This window comes from Streptomyces sp. NPDC047917, assembly GCF_043204345.1.
In the GTDB taxonomy this organism is placed as follows: Bacteria; Actinomycetota; Actinomycetes; order Streptomycetales; family Streptomycetaceae; genus Streptomyces; species Streptomyces sanglieri.
In genome coordinates this window covers 444,710-462,840 of sequence record NZ_JBIDCA010000004.1, presented here as the reverse complement: position 1 = coordinate 462,840, position 18,131 = coordinate 444,710, and the positions used below count along the sequence as shown (strand labels likewise).

General features: G+C 67.9%; 18 protein-coding genes and 4 pseudogenes. 10 read left to right on the top strand and 12 right to left on the bottom strand.

What is annotated here, in order from left to right:
- Positions 1-38: 38 nt before the first annotated feature.
- Entirely contained in the window at positions 39-716 is a 678-nt protein-coding gene (locus ACGF8B_RS11870; protein WP_392737128.1) for a hypothetical protein, read from the bottom strand.
- 396 nt (positions 717-1,112) lie between these two features.
- Here ACGF8B_RS11870 and ACGF8B_RS11865 point away from each other — a divergent pair, with 396 nt between their 5' ends.
- Positions 1,113-3,941, top strand: coding sequence for a BTAD domain-containing putative transcriptional regulator (locus ACGF8B_RS11865; RefSeq protein ID WP_392737126.1), 2,829 nt, complete (start codon positions 1,113-1,115; stop codon positions 3,939-3,941).
- Positions 3,942-3,969: 28 nt separating this feature from the next.
- On the opposite strand, the pseudogene ACGF8B_RS11860 reads toward ACGF8B_RS11865, so the two are convergent.
- The 3 pseudogenes from ACGF8B_RS11860 to ACGF8B_RS11850 all read right to left on the bottom strand — a co-directional run.
- Positions 3,970-4,547, bottom strand: a pseudogene (locus ACGF8B_RS11860) (HAD-IA family hydrolase).
- Positions 4,477-5,090 (bottom strand): annotated as a pseudogene (locus ACGF8B_RS11855) (SDR family NAD(P)-dependent oxidoreductase); the annotation flags it as partial. The pseudogenes ACGF8B_RS11855 and ACGF8B_RS11860, both read right to left, overlap by 71 nt.
- Positions 5,087-5,185, bottom strand: a pseudogene (locus ACGF8B_RS11850) (Atu4866 domain-containing protein); the annotation flags it as partial. The pseudogenes ACGF8B_RS11850 and ACGF8B_RS11855, both read right to left, overlap by 4 nt.
- A 183-nt stretch (positions 5,186-5,368) precedes the next feature.
- Here ACGF8B_RS11850 and ACGF8B_RS11845 point away from each other — a divergent pair.
- The 9 genes from ACGF8B_RS11845 to ACGF8B_RS11805 all read left to right on the top strand — a co-directional run bounded on the left by ACGF8B_RS11845 (position 5,369) and on the right by ACGF8B_RS11805 (position 12,171).
- Positions 5,369-5,515 (top strand): hypothetical protein, encoded by a 147-nt coding sequence (locus ACGF8B_RS11845; protein WP_392737449.1) that lies wholly within the window; start codon positions 5,369-5,371, stop codon positions 5,513-5,515.
- The gene (locus ACGF8B_RS11840) at positions 5,512-5,880 is read left to right on the top strand and encodes a hypothetical protein (protein WP_392737124.1); all 369 of its coding nucleotides are present in this window, start codon (positions 5,512-5,514) and stop codon (positions 5,878-5,880) included. Before ACGF8B_RS11845 ends, ACGF8B_RS11840 begins: the two co-directional genes overlap by 4 nt.
- A gap of 375 nt (positions 5,881-6,255) precedes the next feature.
- A complete protein-coding gene (locus ACGF8B_RS11835) occupies positions 6,256-6,747 on the top strand; it encodes a GNAT family N-acetyltransferase (protein ID WP_392737123.1) in 492 nt (163 codons plus the stop codon).
- Positions 6,748-7,058: 311 nt separating this feature from the next.
- Positions 7,059-7,427 (top strand): hypothetical protein, encoded by a 369-nt coding sequence (locus ACGF8B_RS11830; protein ID WP_392737121.1) that lies wholly within the window; start codon positions 7,059-7,061, stop codon positions 7,425-7,427.
- Between the two features lie 331 nt (positions 7,428-7,758).
- Positions 7,759-9,207, top strand: a complete 1,449-nt coding sequence (locus ACGF8B_RS11825) for a hypothetical protein (RefSeq protein WP_392737119.1) — start codon at positions 7,759-7,761, stop codon at positions 9,205-9,207.
- A 52-nt stretch (positions 9,208-9,259) separates the two neighbouring features.
- Positions 9,260-9,829, top strand: a complete 570-nt coding sequence (locus ACGF8B_RS11820) for an SMI1/KNR4 family protein (protein ID WP_392737117.1) — start codon at positions 9,260-9,262, stop codon at positions 9,827-9,829.
- A 151-nt stretch (positions 9,830-9,980) separates the two neighbouring features.
- Positions 9,981-10,880: an NAD(+) diphosphatase gene (gene nudC / locus ACGF8B_RS11815; protein WP_342283624.1), complete on the top strand. Its 900-nt coding sequence runs from the start codon at positions 9,981-9,983 to the stop codon at positions 10,878-10,880.
- A 404-nt stretch (positions 10,881-11,284) separates the two neighbouring features.
- Positions 11,285-11,791: a hypothetical protein gene (locus tag ACGF8B_RS11810; protein WP_392737115.1), complete on the top strand. Its 507-nt coding sequence runs from the start codon at positions 11,285-11,287 to the stop codon at positions 11,789-11,791.
- On the top strand, positions 11,788-12,171 hold the full coding sequence (locus ACGF8B_RS11805; RefSeq protein ID WP_392737113.1) for a hypothetical protein: 384 nt from the start codon (positions 11,788-11,790) through the stop codon (positions 12,169-12,171). Before ACGF8B_RS11810 ends, ACGF8B_RS11805 begins: the two co-directional genes overlap by 4 nt.
- Before the next feature lie 925 nt (positions 12,172-13,096).
- Here ACGF8B_RS11805 and ACGF8B_RS11800 read toward each other — a convergent pair.
- From ACGF8B_RS11800 to ACGF8B_RS11765, 8 genes and pseudogenes are all read right to left on the bottom strand, one after another.
- Entirely contained in the window at positions 13,097-13,237 is a 141-nt protein-coding gene (locus ACGF8B_RS11800; RefSeq protein WP_392737112.1) for a hypothetical protein, read from the bottom strand.
- Positions 13,238-13,251: 14 nt separating this feature from the next.
- A complete protein-coding gene (locus ACGF8B_RS11795) occupies positions 13,252-13,377 on the bottom strand; it encodes a hypothetical protein (RefSeq protein WP_392737111.1) in 126 nt (41 codons plus the stop codon).
- Between the two features lie 112 nt (positions 13,378-13,489).
- A complete protein-coding gene (locus tag ACGF8B_RS11790; RefSeq protein WP_392737109.1) occupies positions 13,490-14,206 on the bottom strand; it encodes a class I SAM-dependent methyltransferase in 717 nt (238 codons plus the stop codon).
- A gap of 80 nt (positions 14,207-14,286) precedes the next feature.
- Positions 14,287-14,925 carry a M15 family metallopeptidase gene (locus ACGF8B_RS11785; protein WP_392737429.1) on the bottom strand — a complete coding sequence of 213 codons (639 nt, stop codon included), beginning with the start codon at positions 14,923-14,925 and terminating at the stop codon, positions 14,287-14,289.
- A gap of 11 nt (positions 14,926-14,936) precedes the next feature.
- Positions 14,937-15,191, bottom strand: coding sequence for a hypothetical protein (locus ACGF8B_RS11780; RefSeq protein ID WP_392737447.1), 255 nt, complete (start codon positions 15,189-15,191; stop codon positions 14,937-14,939).
- Between the two features lie 141 nt (positions 15,192-15,332).
- Positions 15,333-15,539 carry a hypothetical protein gene (locus ACGF8B_RS11775; RefSeq protein ID WP_392737446.1) on the bottom strand — a complete coding sequence of 69 codons (207 nt, stop codon included), beginning with the start codon at positions 15,537-15,539 and terminating at the stop codon, positions 15,333-15,335.
- Between the two features lie 266 nt (positions 15,540-15,805).
- A pseudogene (locus ACGF8B_RS11770) lies at positions 15,806-16,168 on the bottom strand (class I SAM-dependent methyltransferase); the annotation flags it as partial.
- Between the two features lie 881 nt (positions 16,169-17,049).
- Positions 17,050-17,985 carry an NUDIX domain-containing protein gene (locus ACGF8B_RS11765; protein ID WP_392737107.1) on the bottom strand — a complete coding sequence of 312 codons (936 nt, stop codon included), beginning with the start codon at positions 17,983-17,985 and terminating at the stop codon, positions 17,050-17,052.
- Positions 17,986-18,131 lie beyond the last annotated feature (146 nt).

Below are 18,131 nucleotides of genomic sequence, written 5' to 3'. Positions count from 1 at the left end.
AGGTACCGGTGGCTGCCGGCGGTGCATGGAGGCGTACATCATCCGGCCTCCTCGATCGCCATGCTGAACTGGTCCGGGCGGTTCACCACAAGCTCCGGAGAACCCGATCCCAGCGCGTGGCTGGAGGCGGCAAGGCTCGCTGTGAGGGCGTGGAAAAGCTCGGCGACCGCCTGACCGATGGAGGCTTCGGGCCTGGCCACGAACGCGAGCTCCGGCCGTGTCGCCACCTCCACCATCGTGGAGGCCTGGGCGTCACCGATCCCACAGGCCACGACAGTCGGGGCGGTCGGTGTGGTCGCCCGGTCGGTGAGCCGGCCGTGCGGCTCCCGCCAGGCCCCCTTGTCCGTCGGCTGCCCGTCACTGAGGAAGAACACCACCGGCCGGTGCACCTGGTAGCCCTCACCGCGCAGCCGCCGTACATCTGCCGGGATACGGGCCAGCAGGTCCTCGAAAACCGCCTTGTAGCTGGTCAGACCCCGGATCTCAAGCCTAGGCAGGCTGGTCTTGTGGCCTATGTCGGCCACGGCCAGGCGTACCCGCACATCATCGGAGAAACCCAGCACCGCCAGCCGCAGCGTGGCCGCGACCATGGGCTCCGCCCGCAGCACCTCGCACAGCGAGTTCAGGCCGCTGGAGAGATCGCCCTCGTACGGGCCCATAGAGCCGGATTCGTCAGCCAGCACATAGACCGGCAGCACGTCTCTGGTTTCCGCCATGCTGGCTTGCTCCCTCATTCCCGCTCCACACGCCGCACCACGATGGCTCCCATTCGGCCAACCTGCCGTCGACGGCGCCGACTTGCCCTACTTGTGCGCCGGCCGCAGCTACCGCAGGGCTACCCTTCGGAGGAAAAAGGTCGGTCCTGTGCGTCTCTGTGGCCAGGGACGTCATGCCGAACCCCGCTGCGCGCAGACGAATCGGCCTCCGGCCCTGCGCGGTCTCGCCAACCATGACCGAGGGCGTTTCGGCGCGGATGAAATTTTGATGATGTGCGAGGTGGCATGAGGGGAAGCCAGGGGACCGCAACGGGTGGGGCGTCGGAACGGCTTCGTATCGAAGTACTCGGTCCAATCTGCGTACGACGCGGTACGTCATCACTGGACGCCGGTCCCGTGCGAAGGCAGGCCGTGCTGGTGGCTCTGGTTCTGCGCCGGAGCGGACCTGTCACCTACGAGCAACTACTCGACGATGTGTGGGGCACACACCCGCCGAAATCCGGCCACCGCGTGCTTCCCAGCTACATCTTCGCGTTACGCAAGGCACTCGACCTGCCAGGAGCCGGGCCCAAGACCTCGGTGATCCGCAGCGGTGGCGGCGGATACCGCTTTGTTCTCGACAACCTTGAACTGGACACCGCGGTACTCGAAGCACACACCCAGGCGGCGCGGCGGGCCAAGGACGCGGGCGACCTGGCCACCGCCGCCGACAGGTTCACCGCCGCACTCGCCCTGTTCCGCGGCGAGCCCCTGACCGGGCTGCCCGGCCCGCTCGCCCGGGGCGAGCGGCAACTGCTGACGGCACGCCGCAGGTCGCTCCAGGCGGGAAGGCTGGAGTGCCTGGTCGGACTCGGGTGCGCCTGCGACACCCTCGACGAGCTGGCCACACTCACCGCGGCCGACCCCCTCAACGAACCGTTGCTGGGCTTGCGCATGCGCGCCCTGTACGCGGTCGAGCGGCAGGACGAAGCGCTGAAGGCCTTCGCCACCATGCGCGTACGGCTTGCCGACGAACTGGGCGTCGACCCCGGCCAACAGCTCCAGCGTGTCCACGAGGCGGTTCTGCGACGCGAGGACGCGTTCCTCCTCGGCAGCACACCGGCCCGCCCGGCCCGTATCCGGCGCGTGGTGAACGACCTGCCCGGCAGTGTCGGGCACATCGACGGACGCACACACGAACTGAACCTGCTGACCGCACCGGCCCCAAGCGACACGGTGTCCCTCACGACCGTTGACGGCACCGCAGGCGTCGGCAAGACCACCCTCGTCCTCCACGCCGCCCGCCAACTGCGCACCGACTACCCGGACGGATGCCTCCACGCCGATCTGCGGGCACACAGCGAGGAGCAGCAGAGCCTGACACCGCAACGGGTTCTGCGCAGACTTCTACGCACCCTGGGCGAACCCAACAGCGAGGCACTGAGCGACCTTGACGAACTCACCGCGGCGTGGCGCACCGCCACAAGCTCGTTGCGGCTCCTGCTGGTACTGGACGACGTCGCGAACGCACGCCAAGCCGCCCCGCTCCTTCCGGCCGGACCGGGCAGCCGCGTACTGATCACCAGCCGCCGCCGCCTGGTCGAACTCGACACAGACCTCAGGATCACCCTGGAACCTCTGGAAGCCAGCGGCGCGGTATCACTGCTGCGGCACCTGGTGGGACACGAACGCGCGGACAGCGAGCCGGAGGCCATGGGCGAACTGGCCCGGCTCTGCGACGGCCTGCCACTGGCACTGCGGATCGTCGGGGCACGGCTGCAGACCAGGCCCACGTGGACACCCGCGTTCCTCGTGGAACGCATGGCCGGGGACGAAGGCCGTCTCGCCGAACTCAGCGCCGGGGACCGCAGCGTCGAAGCGGCCTTCAGCCTCTCCTACGACCAGCTCCCTCAACGGCTGCAGCGCGCCTTCCGGACCCTGGGGCTCGTCCCGACGGCCGAGTTCGACAAACTGGCGTTGGCGGCCATGCTGGGCTGCCCGCCCGACGAAGCGGAGAACGTACTGGAAGGCCTCGTCGACGTCAGCCTCCTCCAACAGCCCGGCCCGGGCCGCTACCGCTTCCACGACCTGGTCCGGGTACACGCACGCCGCCTCGCCCAGGCCACGCCCGAGGAACAAGCTCCTGCCCGCACCGCCCTGCTCCGCCTCTATCTGGACGCGGGCCGCCTCGCCAGCGACTGGGGTCCCGGCGGATTTCCCACAGGACCGCAGCCCGACGACACTCCGTTCTCGGACTGGCAACACGCGGAGCGATGGCTGGACACGGCAGGCACCGAACTGCCCGACGTCGTCGCACACGCCGCCGAGCTGGGCGAGGCCGATCACGCCTGCTGGATCGCCGAGGCACTGGCCGACTTCTTCCTGCGCCGAGGTCGCTATCACGAGTGCCGGGCCACGCTTGAGACGGCGTTCGGCTGCGCGGACGAGGCGACCGACCGGCGGATGGCCCCCGCCCTGCGAAGTGGTATGGGGATGATCGACCTCTACCAGGGCCGGTTCGAGGAGGGGCGCACATGGTTCGCCACGGCCCTCTACATCAGCCGCCAGAACGGTGAGGCCCGCGAAGAGGCCCGCGCTCTGGCCGGGCTGGGAGCCGCCGCGTTCAACCTGGGCCGGGGAGAGGAGGCCATCCCTCAACTGACCGATGCCCTGGTCCTTTCCGAGAGGGTGGACGACAGATGGCTCACCGGCATGACACTCAGCGTGCTCGGCACGATCCACCACCATCACGGACGCATCGAAACCGCACTGGACTGCTTCGGCCTCGCCTACACCCACGCCGAGACCAGCGGCAGACCCAACCTGTTGAGCCAGACGCTCTACTGCATCGGGGAGGTCCACCTCAGCCAAGGCCGCAACCGCGAGGCGTACGGCATGTTCCGCCGTGCCCTCGACCAGGTCGCGCAGAGCGCACCCACCTTCCAGCACGCGCATCTGCTGGCCCGGCTCGGCACCGCCCAGGAAACCACCGACCCGGACAAGGCACTGTCCCTCCACCACGAAGCACTCTCCCTGCACGAGCAGCTCGACCCCCTGAAGGAGCCGCACTACGACCGGCTGGAGATGGACATCCGCTGCCGGCTCGGCCAGACATACGCCACCGCAGGTCGCCTTCGCGAGGGACGTGAACAATTCCTGGCCGCGCTCGCCATCCCCGGCGCCGAATCGCATGTCTTCGAACACGCACGGGCAGAATCGGGACTGGCCACCTGCCGGACCACGTAACCCCCGTGGCCTCGCGCTGCAGTTGGGTTCACGCGGCGAGCACCGCCGTGACACCGAGGAGAGCCTCCGGCTCGGTCACGGCCGCATCTTCGTCCGTGACGTGGACCGTGGCGATGCCCAGATCGGCCGCTGGCGGCAGATTCACCGCGTGATCGTCCACGAACACGCACCGCTCGGCGGGCAGCCCGATCCGCTCCGGGGCTGGTTCGTAGATCGCCGGATCGGGCTTGGCCACCCAGACCAGCTCGGAGACGACGTGCACGTCGAACAGGTACCAGATGCCGACGTGTTCGTACGGGTCGAACGGGTGGGAGACCGAAACTGTTGGACAGCAGGGCAAGCCGGTGACCGGCGGCCCGCGCGGCACGCGAGCGCGACCATCCGGCGGGCCACAGGCACCCCGGCCCAGGCCCGCCCCATCGGATTCACCGGATCCACGTGCGCACCCAACAGCGCGGCCGTGCCCTCGTTCCACTCGGCCTGCCCGATAGCCCCAATCTCCAGAGCCGCGTACAGACGCCGACCCTCAGGGGGGTCGTTGGGAGTGCTGCGCCACGCGTCCCGCGCAGTCGGTGCGGACGGCGCCGGGCTCGATGGCGGTGACATGGATGTGGAAGGGGGCGACTTCCTTGCCGACGGCTTCAAGGATGCCTTCGAGCGCGTACTTGTTGCCGCAGTAGGGGGGACGCCGGGGAAGCCGGCCAGGCCGCCCATGGCGGTGACGGCCGGGACGTGCCCTTGGCGGCGTGCGCGCATGTGGGGCAGGACGGCCTGGACGGTGGCGGCGGCGCCGAAGACGTTGACGTCGAACTGGGCGCGCAGTGCGGACAGCGGGGTTTCCTCGAAGGTGCCTTCCCGGCCGTATCCGGCGTTGGCGATCAGCACGTCGATCGGGCCCGGCCCACGGACTGCTCCACCTCTTCCACCGCCGCGCGGATCTCCGCGTCGTCGGTGACGTCGAGGATGCGGACGTGCGCGCGCTCGGGGTGCAGGGCGGTGAGGGCGGTCGTATCCGCCTCCTCGCGTACGGTGCCGACGACGGTGGGGCCGTCGCCAAGAGCGGCCGTCGCCAAGAGCGGCCGTGGCGAAGGCGCGGCCGAGGCCGCTGCTGACGCCGGTGATCAGGATCGTCCTGGCCGTGCCGGTCATGCCTGTTCCTCCTTGTAGAGGACGAGGCGCTCGTGGAAGAGGACACCGTCGCGGATGTCGCCGGTGGCGGTGAAGCCGGTGTCGTCGACGTCGTCCTCGGCGTGGCTGGCGACGGACCGAAGGAAACCCGGCCTGTGTCGGTCAGGGACGTGGCCGGGTGGCGGTGTCGAGGGCCATGTGGACGAGATGGCTCCCCAGTACGGTGCCGGCGCACCCAGTCGGTGCGGCGCAGCGCGTCCCGTACGAGCTGTGTGTTCGCCGGGTCGGGGTGTGGGGTGGTGGGAACGGAGTGGCCACTGGACGACCTCCCGCTCGCCCGCCGGCGGACCCACCTGATCGCCCGGCTCGAACAGCACCCCTACTCCTGTCTGTACGCGCCCGATCCGCAGGCCGCCGCCGACCTCATCAGCAAGGAGTACGTGTGACACCGAAGCCTGCCGCCGCGATCCTGCCCAGCCGGAACGAAGCGGCCATCATCGCCGCCGTCACCGCCGCAGCGGCCGGCACCTACCCGACCGCCGAACTGGTCGTTTCCGCACTGCCGCCCGGAGCCACCGACGGTCTCGCACCGCTCTGGACACCCGCCGCCGGCACCCTCATGGACGTCGTCCACCAGCCATGGCCAACCCGCTTCGCATGCGCGGCGGAAGCAGCCGGGCGGCGCGTTGTCGGAGGACTGCCGATGCTTGTGCACCAAGCCGCACAGCAAGTGGTTCCGCAGAACCGATGTCCCCGGGTGCCCCATGCGGAGATGCTCAAGGCATGCCGCTCAAGGGCCCACACGCGTTGATTCGCCGATGGTGGGCAAGACCGCGGCGGCTCCTCAGGGCATCGGCCAGTTCGCGCCGGTTCAAAAATGGTGTTCGACCTCTCTCCCGCGCCACACCGAGCCGACGGCAGGGGGCGATGCTGCGCCGGAAAGCCGGTGCAGCAGGGCGAAGGCGGCCGGCTTGTCGTGGCCGGGGACCTCCAGGGGACCATGTGTCGGCCGTAAGCGGTGTGACGGATGCGGGGACGCGACCGTGCGTGAGGCAGCCAGGCATTCCAGCCACCGCATCTCGCTGCGCTGCTGACGGGCGGGCGGCCGTCACGTACGGACCGGCGGTCCCTGTGATCCGCCGGGCGAAGCAGTATCCTGCACCGTCGACCGGGAGATTTCAGGTCCATGACACATACTTTCCGTTCAGGTTTCCAGGCCGCGTGGATGATGACTCCCGCTCCGTACGACGACCCAGGAGTCCAACGGCTGCTCCTGGGCCTGTACGCCGAACAGCGCTCGTTGTACGGCTTCGCCGACGACCCCGCCGACACCCCCGTCTCCCGGTTCGTGCCCCCGCACGGGTTGTTCCTCCTGGTACAGGACGGACAAGGGAACGCGCTCGGCTGCGGCGGATGGTGGTTCCTGGACTCCCGGACCGCAGAGATCAAACGGATGTATGTCCGCCGCGAAGCCCGTGCCCAGTCCCTGGGGCGGGAGATTCTGCTGCGTCTGGAAGCCGACGCGAAACTCAGGGGTGCCACGTGCGCGCAACTGGAGACCGGCGTCGCCAACACCGCGGCCCTTGCGCTCTACCACGCTCAGGGATACACGCCGATCACCTCATACCGGCCTGACAGGAATCCCGACATCAACCGAGCACTTCGCAAGGACCTGTGAGGTCCTGATCCGGTTGACGAGCCGGCTCCGTCCGTCTCGCCCGTCGACAACAGCGCAGTCATGGGCGAAGCGGTTCTGGACTGCGGGCGAGTCGGAGGTCGGCAGCCGAAGATCTCCCAAAGCACCCACGACACCAGCAACCGGATCCAGGTCACCACAGGTCCAGCGCTTCCAGGACGTGCGCGGCCCTCGGTAGCGGGACGGCGTATGCAGCGGTGAGCAGGTTGTCGGGGACGTCTGTCTTCGTGTCGAGCTTGATCAACTCGCGCCAGCGCAGGACCTGCGGCCACTGTTCGGTAGGCGGCTTCGGGATGCTGATCCGCCTCGGCGACCAGGCGGGCGAGCACATCGTCCGTGGGCAGGACGGCGTCGTTGTCCAGGAAGAACAGGTGACTGCCCTGGTCCGGCCGGCTCGCCACGGCGAGGGCCCGGGCTCCGGCGTTGCGACCGCCGGGAATACCGATGTTGGTCTCCAGGGCCACAGTGAGGGCGCCGGCAGGCACGATGTCGGGGACACAGCCGTTGCCGACAACGCAGATCCACGGATCGACCCCTTGCTGGGCCATCAGCGTGGCCTGCGCGGCACGTTCCTGTTCAGGCCGGTCATTCATCGTCAGAAGGACTACCTGGACGACAGGTGGGTGCGGCCGCTGCGGCACAGGGTTTCACTCCGGATGTGATGAGGCTGCCAGGGGCTGGACAGCGGGACGGGGCGCCGGTGAGCGGCTTGGTATGAGGTTGCCGAGGAGGGTCTCAGCGTTGGTGAGCCGCATCCCCGAGGGCTCGTGGAGCAGGAATCGAGTTCGCCGCAACGATGTGAGCCCGGCGCATCCGTCCTCGCCTGGCCGGTTCCCTGGCGGCGCGAACACCGCCGTACGTTCCCGCAGGGCTGTGTGCTCCTTCATGACGGGCTGTCCAGGAGCGAAGCCGCGCCCGCGTCGAGGAGTTCATGTCCCGCGTGTTGCCCGGTGAGAGCCGCTTCGATGGCGGGGCCGGAGGCGGTCGCGCGGATTGGGGCGCCAGTTGCGGTGGGCGCCCTGCAGTGGCTGTGGAGCCGTCGACCACGTCCGCAGCGGCACGTGGGATGCACCCCTGTGCGCGAAGTGCACCAACCCGGACCCGGACTACTGGGGCCGCTGCCCCGTCTGCCGCACCACCTGGCAGCTCAGCACCCGTCCCTGCCAGCGATGCGCGCTCGACCGGCAAGTACGCGACCTCCTGGCCGGCAACACGGGCACGATCCGGCAGGACCTCGTCCCTCTCTACAAGGCACTGTCCGGAGCCGAACGCCCCACAAGCACCATGTTCTGGCTATCGGGCTCGAAGGTCGGCGGCCTGCTCCGGCAGATAGGCCGTGACGAACGGCCCGTCACCCACGACACGCTCGACGAGTTGCCCGCGAGCAAGGTCCTCGCACATCTCCGCAGTGTCCTGGTCGCCACCGGCGCCTTGCCGCCTCGCGACGAGCGGCTGGTCGCCCTGGACCAGTGGATCACCTCGGCGCTCCAAGCACGCACCGATCTCACCGAGCGCCGGATCCTGCACGGTTACGCGGTCTGGCACCACCTACGTCGACTCCGGCGACGCCTCGGCCAGGAGCACACCACGCACCTGCAGGCGCTGAACGTACGCTGCCACGTCACCGCAGCAGCGAACTTCCTCGACTGGCTGTCCGACAGCGCTCTCACGCTGGGCACGTGCACCCAGGTTGACCTGGAGCGATGGATTGCCGACCCCAAGGCCACCTACCGGGACGAGACCAGCCACTTCGTCCGGTGGTCCGTCCAGCACCGGCATGCCAAGGGACTCACCTACGGCACCGTGCGCTGGACAGGACCCTGCGGGACGATCGACAGCGAGAAGCGCTGGGCCGACGCCAGGCGCCTCCTGCACGACGACACGCTGGCGACCTCGGATCGAGTCGCCGGCCTGCTGCTGGTCCTCTATGCCCAGCAGATCGCCACCATCAGCCGCCTGACGGTCGACGACGTCCACCTCGACAACGACAAGGTCGGGATCACGTTCGGCACCTCACCTGTCGTCCTCCCCGAACCGCTGGCCGGCCTGGTGCGCGACCTCATCGCCACCCGGCGCGGCAAGGCCAGGATCGGCGCCCCCGACGACGCGCCGTGGCTATTCCCCGGCGGCCGTCCCGGACAGCCCATCGGTGACGACCGGCTCGGCCTCCGCCTCCAGAAGATCGGCCTCCAGCCGCGCCAGGACCGCTCCACCGCCCTGTTCACCCTCGCCACCGAGGTCCCCGCCGCCATCCTTGCCCGGATGCTGGGCGTCCACATCCAGGTCGCCGTCCAGTGGCAGAAGGCATCGGCCGGCGACTGGGCCGCCTACGCCGCCGAGGTCAGCCGCCGTGCCCCCACTCCGGCGGGCGAAGCCCAGACCAACGAGGTTCCCGATGGCCAGCACCCAAGAACAACAAACCCTCCGGGGCTAACGACGTGAAGAGCCACGTTGATCTTGCCGCGATTCCTACACCGAACGAGAGGTGCAACCCATGACCGACCATCTGTCTGCCGTCTTCACGATGCTTGGGCCGGGAGGCCGACGCTTCGCCGATCCCGAAAGCTGGGCGCGTCTTGAGTCGGAGGTCGGCACAGAACTCCCCAGCGACTACAAGGAGTTCATCGACGAGTACGCGCCGATCACGGTCAACAGCCACCTCTATTTCAAGCACCCGGCGACCACACGTTGGAACCTTCTCAAGGACATCCGGGAGACCGAGCAAGCCTTCCGCGATGCCGACTGGGACGGCCTTCCGCACCCGGAGACCGGTGCTGGCGGAGTTCTGATTCCTGCCTTGTCGACCGACTTCGGCTTCCACGTCTTCCTCAGCCGCAGCCCACGGACGCCCGACTGGAGCGTGGTGGTACACGACCGGGACAAAGGCGGGTACTGGGAGCATGCCATGAGCTTCGCCGAGTGGCTCTACCGGCACCTCATTGGCGAGGTAGTCATCCATCCCGATGGAACGCATTTCTACCCCGGTCCGGTCAATCTCGAACACTTGCCCATGAGTCCGGACGATCGCCCCGTTCCCTGGCACGGACCTGACCGCGGGATGTGACGGTGGTTATCTAGTGTTGTCAAGCCATCGAGCCAGTTCATCCCAGATCTGATCCGGTAAGGCATGTTAGGCAAGTTCTAGCTGCGGAGGGTGTCGGCGGACGTATCCGCTAGTGTCGAGGACAGGCAGACACTGTGATCCAGGAGGAGCGGTGTACTACAGCGGGTTGGGGCTCGACCGTGTCGTTGATCGGCGGGGAGACTCGGACTGGATCGAGGCACTGCTGACCAGGGCCAGTACCCAGGTCATTCCCCTGTGGCAGGACCAGTGCCTGGTGCGAAACGAAACGCCGTTGCGGCTGCCCTTGGCCCAGGCGAGGGACATCCTCGTCGCGGCCGGCGACCGGGTGCTGCTCGGCCTCGAAGGCGAGAGGGCGGTGTTCGCGGCTGATGTGTCCGGGCTCGAACGGGAGAGCGCCGTCGAGCTGGCCGGCGCGGACAGGATGCTGGACGTGCGGGCGATGGTTCCCACCATCACGCCGGACGAAGCGGGTCTGCTGGCGTACGCGCGGGGAATTCTGCACTGGAACCGCAATCAGCGGTTTTGTGGCGCCTGCGGGGGCCCGGCCCGGTCCTACAATGGTGGCCACCTGCGGACCTGCCAGAACTGTGGGAAGCTGCTGTTCCCGCGGATCGAACCGGCCGTGATCGTGCTAGTCGAGCTTCCAGGCACGCCCCGGCGCTGCCTGCTCGGCCGCCATGCGGCATCCGGCCCGAACCGCTTCAGCACCCTAGCCGGGTTCGTCGAGATCGGCGAGAGCTTCGAGGACACGGTGCGCCGCGAGGTGCGGGAGGAAGCCGGCGTCACCGTGGGTGCGGTGACCTACCAAGGTTCCCAGGGGTGGCCGTTCCCGGCCGGGGTGATGATCGGGTTTCGCGCCGAGGCCCTTTCCGACGCGATCGATGTGGACAATGTGGAAGTGGTGGAGGCACGCTGGTTCACGGCCGCGGAACTGCGCGCGCGGCTGGCGGACGCTGCTCTCGGCGGCCCGTACCGGGTCGATTCGATTGGCAAGGCGCTCATCGACCAGTGGCTGGCGGACACAGACTGAACCGATGCGGTGCGAAGACAGATTTTACGCTGCCTCGCTCATCTTCTGCTTCAACTCGGCCACCGCCTGCGTCCGTTATCTGGGGTTGAGTAGCCAAAAGTGCAGCTCAGAGGCCATGGGGCGCTGTAAGGCATGAGGGCAGCCCGCTCGCAGGTTTGGACATCTGTCTGACGAAGAGTCTCGATCGAGACTCTTTGCCGCCCTGGTCAGAGGGCCTGCGCACCCGCCGACTGAGCTGCGGAGTGAAAACCGCAGCGACGGGGACCAGCGTACAACCGCATGCCTTACAACCCTTACGGCTTACAGCAACCCACGATAACCTCGGGGCCGAGGCATTCGGAGAGTTCCAATACCCGACTCCACCATTAGGCAACGAGGACCCCGCATGGCTCCAGGACGTGGCGGTGGAAAAGCTAGAACTGATCATCGGCCAGATCGAGGACGACGCCCGCCGCCTTGACGCTGGTGAGCATGTCAGCGGGCCTTCCGCTCAGGAGTATCGGGATCGTGTCGCACGATCCGCGCCGTTTGCCGGCCGAGTCGTTACGGGTGTACGCGACGTCGAGCGACTCCTCGAACAAGCCGACCCCGCCGTTCACCACGAACAGGGCATGACCTGTGTGTGGCGCGCCGCGACAGCTGCCTGCCGGAAGGCGAAGCTCACCCTGGGCCTGCCCGGCGCCGACGCCCCGGACGAGGCCGAGTGCCGGTCCACCTGCGTGAACCTCGCGTATACCGACCGCGACATCGCCGAGCTTCAGCAGGAGCTTGTCGTCCTGCAAGCGGCCGCTGCGGACCCGCTGGCGCCCAAACCGCGTCGGGACCGGGCCGCCGCCCAAGTTGCACAGGATCTGACCATTATCGAACGCCACTACGGCCGTACGACGGAAGACGAAAGAGACATCACATGACGAGGCGACGTTCCCGGGACCGGGAAGCCGAGCGTGTCGCGCTGCGGAGTGCCGCTGACCGTCTCCTTGCCGGCGCCCCGCTGTGGTCGGAGTCAGGGCGGCTCACGGCCACCGAGCTGCTGCGCGAGTCAGGCCTGAGGCGAGACGTCGCCTACAGCGACCATAGGGACCTCGTCGAGGAGTTCCAGGCCCGTGTCAAAGCTCAGAACGCCACGCCAGCTGCCATGCAGGAACTTGCCGACAAGTTCAGCGAGGTGACGGAGAAGCTGGCAGCCGTCAAGGAGAAGCTCGTGACGGAGCAGGCCGTCAATGCCGCAATGCGGCGGATCGTCGCCGAGCTCGACCTTGAACTGATGCAAGCCCAGGAGGAACTTCAGTAGTCCGAGAACGTCACCCGGCTTCCCGCCCCGCGTCGACGGGGAATGCACAGATAACGGCCCGTAACACGATCTTGCTGAAACGTCCTGGTTGGCCGTGGGCATGATTCCTCGCACAGGCCGTACGACAGCCCTTCACCTTCGCGGGTCGGTGAAGGGCTCTCGTCAGAGGGGGCCACCAGACGGAACTTCCGGGGGATGGCTACCTGCTGGGGCGGGAGCCCCAGCCGACCGCCGCGAGAATGGCAATGACGAATGCGGTGGCTTCTGACGTTGTAGCTGTACCAGTGATCGCAAGTACGGCCCCAACGAGCAGTGCTGCGATCGCCAGAATCAGCGCGAGGATCTGTTGCTTGGAGGTGTTGGGCTGAGGGTTTGCTGTTTTACGCTGACGTGACAAAGGACTGTCCTCTTCTCGGTCCATCCGATGGGAACAGCGCCTTGGGCCTCCAGCCGCTCACCGCCAAGTAGTGGGCTGGGGGCCCTATTTGGGCGCCCCTCAATGGAGCCCTATCCAAACGGCGAGTACAACTCACCCACGGGGAAGTCACTTTTGATTCCACGGCTCAACTCGGCCACGATCGGCGATCATGCAGGGGAATGTCCACCCTGAGCTTCGATCGCGCAAGGCTTCCAAGCCTTCTACCTTGGAAACTCGATTTCAAGGCTTCCGGAAACTTTTTTTTGATTCCGTGGAGTGATGTGCATCACACTTCGCATGTCACCCATCGCTTGCTCCGCCAAGATTCTAGACCGTCGCCCCGCGCACGCCAACTGCCCATAGGCCGCTGAGCTCACGGCTATCCACAGGGCACACGAGGGATTCACAGGGTGCCGTGCAGGAGGCGCTACCGCTTCTTGACGATCTACGGCTCGAAGTTGCCAGCGGTACCCCGAGGCGCTCCGCCCTCGAACGGGCCGATATCGGTCAGAACGGTCTTCGTACTCTGCCGTTAAGGCTGTTGCCATTGTTCTTCCGGGCAAGATCGTACTTCTCGTAGCCGATATGGTCGGTGATCTCACCCTCCAGCGCGGACTCCAGCACTCGATTGGTCAGTTGCTGCAACATCCCACCCTCGCCGGTCAGCTGCAGGCCCTCACTGTGGTCCCGGCCAGCATCGCAACGAGTTGTTCGTCCGACGCGGCCGACAGCATCGCACCACCAGTCGGCTCTTCGACCGAATCGTGCTCGATAGTCGTCTCGCTCACTTGGTGTCACTCCTTGGTCAGCAGATCCACCGCGTTGATTAGCCGCTCCCGGAGATCGAAGAGCCACAGAGCCTCGGGAGCCCGACAGCGGTACTTCCAACAGTTGAGTTGCCTAATGAACACCGGGCAGCTCCCACATGCCCCGGGCGGAGCGGCCCAGAAGGACCTCCCCGGAGGCATTGGTGACCACGGCCGCAGCGCCCACGACCGCTTGCGGGTCCGGCCGGCCCTTCTCCACCGCGGTGAACGACCCGCCCGCCCCTCGCAGGACCAGTACTGCCAGGCCCTGCGCGTCGAACCTCATGGCCTCTTCGAAACCGTCCGTGATCTGGCTGAGCTCGTCCTCGTCCAGGGCGATATGCCGACGCTCGTGCGGGGTGTGTTCCACGACCGGCGTGATGACGACGAGCGCGCCGTCCTTGCGCAGCTGCGCGCCCAGAGCGCGAAGGACGCGCGATCTGGCCCGGATGAACGCAGCACTCAGCCGCAGGGTGACCAGGTCGTATCCGCCCTCGTCCTCCTCGGGCGGGCTCGGCAGCGGGTCCTGTTCGATATCCAGGCAAAGCCAGCGCACCCCCTGCTCCTCGGGGTGCTCCGCACGGGCCCGGACCAGGGCGCCTTCGGCGAAGTCGACCGCGTCGACGCGATATCCCATGCGGGCCAGCGCAACGGCGAGTTCACCGGTTCCGGATCCGACATCGAGGGCCCGTCCGCCCTCGGGTGCCGGGACATGCTCGGCCAGTAGTGCCAGCTCGGCGTCGCCCAGAGGACGAAACCCCTGTCCCATGTCGTAGTGCTCCTGCCAGGTGCTCTTTCGGACATGCCTCAACGCCCCACACTCCTCTTCGTCTTGCGGTCTCTGACGTTTGAATGGTCCAGGCGGCCCCGGCGCCGAGCCCGGCCGCGAGGTCAGGTCCAGCTCTTCGGCCCGTACAGCGCGGCCGGGTGCCCCTTCAGCAGGGCCCAGTACCGATCTCCAAGGCTGAAATGCCACCATTCCGTCCTGTAGTTCACGAATCCGGCTCCAGTCATGCTGGAGGTGAGCTCCGCCCTGTTCGACCTGGCTGTCGCGGAGATGTTCGGAGCGTCCGTGTAGCAGGCGCCCTGGCTGTCCTCGGGGTTGGCGTTCATCGCCGTTCCCATGTCCAGTTCCCGGCCCGAGGCATCGACGAGGGTCAGATCAACTGCGGCGCCGGCGCTGTGCGGGGCGATCTCCGGGGGCGACACGTAGCGGCTGGCCGCGGTCCGCACGTCCTGCGGCGGCCAGTCGGGATGCAGTACGCGAAGGCTGTGTGTGTACTGCTCGAAGTACTTCTGCTGCAGGGCCGGGGGCCGGTAGCCCTCGACGACCAACAGACTTAGACCCTCAGGTAGTTGGCGCTGGGCTTCCAGCAGCTGGTCACGGACGTGCTGACGCAGGTGCGCGAAGGCCCCGTCGGGGTCGCTCCTGCGCCCGTCGACCAGCAGGGCTGCCGGGCCCGAGCGGATATCGACCAGTGGCTCGCCGCACTCGCGGACCGGAATTGCGGCCACCCGCGGGTCGGCCATCAGGATGATGCTCAACTGTTTCCCCATTCCCAGGAATCGATGTACGCGACTACGCCGGTCCGGCGCGCCTTCTCCACGGCGACGAGGCGGGCGAAGTCGCCTGGTGGCATCAGGTCTTTCCACCTGGACAGCGGTAGAACACGGACTTCGTCGTGTTCCTCCGGGGCGAGGGTGATGTCACGGATCTGCGCGGCCGTGAGCCGGCCGCCGCCGAACACAGTGCCGATCGCGCTGAAGGGCCATCCGCCGCCGGGCGGGCTCCACACCGTGGCCAGGAGCCGGGGCGGCCCGGCCGGAGTGATCCCGGTTTCTTCCAGCGCGGCGGGACAGCAGGACCTCCGGACCCGCTGCGCCGTCGCGGCACAGGATCAGGTGGACATCCAGCGGCTCGGTGTGCCACCCCGTGCTCACGCCGCGCCGCCGCGGCGGGCGAGCAGCACGGTGAACACGGCGTCCTCGACGAGCCCTTCGCCGTGTACATGCTTCTCCAGGAGCGCGTGCGCTTCCTGTTCGAACCGGGCATGCCGGCGGCCGGCCTGCCCGGGTTCATCGAACAGGGAGGGCTGGGCGAAGCTGGTGCTGCGCAGGTAGCCGACGACCTGGTCGGGTGCCATGTGCGGCGGACAGGGAAGCGGTGCTCGGTGACCTTGCTGAAGGCGGACTCGGCGAGGTCGTCCTCGTAGCGGCTGCTCGGTCCGGTGTATGTCCCGGTCGTGCCGGCCCGCCGCCCGTCACCGAGGTAGGACTGGATCAGCTCCTTCAGGGCCGCGGTCCAGTGCGCCTCGTACGTCCACAGGCTTCCGTCGCCCATGACCGCCACAGCGGCCGTGGGGCTGGTGACCCGGTCGATCCCCCTCAGGGAGGTGGGGCGGTCCAGCCAGTGGAACGCCCGGGCGCAGGTGACCAGATCGGCCTGGTATCCGTCGGCCGGCGCGGAGAACGTCTCCGCGGGTACAGCGTGGACGGCCACCACTGTTTGTCCGTGCAGGGGCCGGAGTTGATCGGCGGCGGTGCGGAGCATGTCGCTGTCCGGGTCGACGAGGTCGGCGCGGCTGATCCGCGGAACGGCGGGCAGCAGAGCGGCCGGAACCTGCCCGGTGCCCGAACCGAGATCCAGGAGAGTCGGCCGCTCAAGGCCGGCCAGGGTCTCGGCAAGGAGCCGGATGGCTTCGTCGGGAATTCCCGGGCGGTATCGGGCATAGTCGGCCGCCGAGTCGAACAGGGCCACAGGTCCTCTTTCCATTTTCCATGCGGGAAGTGCAGGCTGGGTGTGCCGTCATGGCGTGGCGGAGAGTGCGGGAAGTTCCCGTCCGAGGGCAGTGGTGCCGGTTGCGGAAGTGACGTGCTGCGGGCACCGTCGTCCGGTATGTCGACGTGGAAGGCCGCAGGGGATCCGGCCCGCGTCCAGAGGTCGTGGACGCGTTCGAGCTCGGCCCACACGTCGCGCGGACCATGGATACGGACGGTGCCGTCACCGTGGCCTGCCACGGCCCAGGAGTCCTCCTCGGGGGCCACCACGGTGAGTGTGCCGGCCTGGAAGTGCCGCACCACCCCGGGAACTAGGTAGGCCGCGGTCAGCCAGAAGCCGTACGCGTGGTCCGGCGGCGGAGCGAATGCGGTGGGGCGTCCCTTTCCCGGGCTGTCCGCGATCTGCTGGAGATGGTGCTGGGCGGTGAGCCAGGTGTATCCGTGCAGGGGGAGGTGGCCGCGAGGTCCGCCTTCCAGGACGGCCTCGATGTGTCCTCCCGGCGTGCGGGTCACCAGGCAGCGTCCGGGCCCGCTCGCCATGCCACGGACCTGACCCTCCAACGGTTCGCCGTCCCGCTGGACCGGGACCGACTCGCCCGAGTACACGAGCTCCTGCCGATCGGCCCGGTCCTTGGGATGTGCTCCGTCCAGCAGCTCCCACGCCACCGGCTCGCTGCCCCGTTCACTACGCCGTACGTACGCCCGTGGCATCAGCACGCCGCGGTCCAGGTGCGACAGCGCGTCCCGCAGGCGTGGACCGGTCAGCACCCCGTCGGCTTGAAGGCGTTCGACCAGCGCCGGCGGCGCCGATGCCACATCGGTGAGCCGGCCCTTGGACACCGGGGCGGCCGTGCCGGATTCGGCCTTCACCGTAGTTCACCTGCCCGACAGGTGAACTGCGGGTGCCCAGCCAAGCTCTGTGTACGTCGTGCCCGCGAGGATGCCTTCGATCGCGGCACGGGTGTAGCGGACCATCGGGTCCGGCAGACCGTCCAGCGGCCACCACTGCCAGGCCATGCACCTGTCGGGCTCGCGTACCTCCGGTTCCCCGGACCACCGGCCGGCCTGGAAGAACAGCTGGATCCTTGGCTCGGCGTTCTCGTGACCGTCGAGCACGTGCACGGTGTGCACCAGGGTGAGATCCGCGGGCTCGATGACGAGCCCGGCCTCCTCATACGCTTCCCTGACCAGGCACGCGCGAACGCTCTCCCATTCCACATGACCGGCCAGGGCGTGCCACACTCCGCCTGCGAACTTCACATCCGGGTGTCGCAGACCAAGGAGAGTCCGGCCGTCGCGTTCCAGGAACAGGTGTGCGCCGATCACGTTCTTCACCGTTCCCGCCCCGCCCCGGCCTGCGTCGTCCTGTGGCCCGGGCAGCAGTGGTGCGGGGTGTTCTCCGTGGTGGGCCTTGATCACCTCGTGAGCCCACGAGCACATCGACAGCTGCTCCATGGTGGCGATGTCGAACCACGCGAACATGATCCCTTCGGTGACGGGCAGTTCACGGGCGACGCCGTCCCAGCGGGCCGTGTAGATCTGGATGGTCCCCTCGGTGACGTTCGGACCGTGGGCTGTCGCGGTCGTGCAGGGGGTGATGCCGGAGAGGACGAGGCCCGTTTCCTCAAGGATTTCGCGGGCGATCGCTTCGTCCAGCGTCTCGCCGGCCTCGGGCCCGCCGCCGACCAGTGACCAGGTACCCGGGTCGCAAATCGGTTTGTGTGCATCCCTCAGATGAAGAAGGTACTCGCCGCGGCCATTGACGATCAGGACGGCGGTACTTGCGGGCAGAGGTGAAATGGACGCGTTCAACGAATTACCGCCTTTGCGCAAGGAGTCGGTTGGTGATCGGCACGGGGCGCTGAGCGGCAGCGCCGTCGACGGAGGCGGACGCTTCGGCGCGGGCCCCGCCCGGCGTCGAGGCACGGCTGTGGACCGTGGGCGGGATCCGGTCGTCA

Coding starts and splice junctions, on each gene's coding strand:
- ACGF8B_RS11870 (WP_392737128.1), bottom strand. CDS start 716: ATGGCGGAAACCAGAGACGTGCTGCCGGTCTATGTGCTGGCTGACGAA.
- ACGF8B_RS11835 (WP_392737123.1), top strand. CDS start 6,256: ATGACACATACTTTCCGTTCAGGTTTCCAGGCCGCGTGGATGATGACT.
- ACGF8B_RS11830 (WP_392737121.1), top strand. CDS start 7,059: ATGCTGATCCGCCTCGGCGACCAGGCGGGCGAGCACATCGTCCGTGGG.
- ACGF8B_RS11820 (WP_392737117.1), top strand. CDS start 9,260: ATGACCGACCATCTGTCTGCCGTCTTCACGATGCTTGGGCCGGGAGGC.
- ACGF8B_RS11805 (WP_392737113.1), top strand. CDS start 11,788: ATGACGAGGCGACGTTCCCGGGACCGGGAAGCCGAGCGTGTCGCGCTG.
- ACGF8B_RS11800 (WP_392737112.1), bottom strand. CDS start 13,237: ATGTTGCAGCAACTGACCAATCGAGTGCTGGAGTCCGCGCTGGAGGGT.
- ACGF8B_RS11785 (WP_392737429.1), bottom strand. CDS start 14,925: ATGGCCGACCCGCGGGTGGCCGCAATTCCGGTCCGCGAGTGCGGCGAG.
- ACGF8B_RS11775 (WP_392737446.1), bottom strand. CDS start 15,539: ATGGCACCCGACCAGGTCGTCGGCTACCTGCGCAGCACCAGCTTCGCC.